Origin of the sequence: Isoptericola sp. NPDC060257, assembly GCF_042726645.1 — a bacterium.
Taxonomy (GTDB): domain Bacteria; phylum Actinomycetota; class Actinomycetes; order Actinomycetales; family Cellulomonadaceae; genus Isoptericola; species Isoptericola nanjingensis.
In genome coordinates, this window is the sequence record NZ_JBHXAW010000515.1 from 1 (window position 1) to 1,034 (window position 1,034).

The following is a 1,034-nucleotide window of genomic DNA, read 5'->3' on the forward strand; positions in this document are numbered from 1 at the left end:
GAACTAACACAGTGGACGCGAGCAACTGAGGACAAGCCCTCGGCCTATTAGTACCAGTCAGCTCCACCCGTTACCGGGCTTCCACATCTGGCCTATCAACCCAGTCGTCTACTGGGAGCCTTACCCTCTCAAGGAGGTGGGAATACTCATCTCGAAGCAGGCTTCCCGCTTAGATGCTTTCAGCGGTTATCCCTCCCGAACGTAGCCAACCAGCCATGCCCTTGGCAGAACAACTGGCACACCAGAGGTTCGTCCGTCCCGGTCCTCTCGTACTAGGGACAGCCCTTCTCAATATTCCTACGCGCACAGAGGATAGGGACCGAACTGTCTCACGACGTTCTAAACCCAGCTCGCGTACCGCTTTAATGGGCGAACAGCCCAACCCTTGGGACCGACTCCAGCCCCAGGATGCGACGAGCCGACATCGAGGTGCCAAACCATCCCGTCGATATGGACTCTTGGGGAAGATCAGCCTGTTATCCCCGGGGTACCTTTTATCCGTTGAGCGACGGCGCTTCCACAAGCCACCGCCGGATCACTAGTCCCGACTTTCGTCCCTGCTCGACCCGTCGGTCTCACAGTCAAGCTCCCTTGTGCACTTACACTCAACACCTGATTACCAACCAGGCTGAGGGAACCTTTGGGCGCCTCCGTTACTCTTTAGGAGGCAACCGCCCCAGTTAAACTACCCATCAGACACTGTCCCTGATCCGGATCACGGACCCAGGTTAGACATCCAGCACGACCAGAGTGGTATTTCAACGACGACTCCACAAACACTGGCGTGCATGCTTCACAGTCTCCCACCTATCCTACACAAGCCGAACCGAACACCAATATCAAACTGTAGTAAAGGTCCCGGGGTCTTTCCGTCCTGCTGCGCGAAACGAGCATCTTTACTCGTAGTGCAATTTCACCGGGCCTATGGTTGAGACAGTCGAGAAGTCGTTACGCCATTCGTGCAGGTCGGAACTTACCCGACAAGGAATTTCGCTACCTTAGGATGGTTATAGTTACCACCGCCGTTTACTGGG

The 1,034-nt window shown here is 55.5% G+C and carries 1 rRNA gene; it reads right to left on the minus strand.

Annotated features, from left to right (window positions below):
* Window positions 1-27: 27 nt before the first annotated feature.
* A 23S ribosomal RNA gene (locus ACFWEK_RS21795) occupies window positions 28-1,034 on the minus strand; the annotation flags it as partial.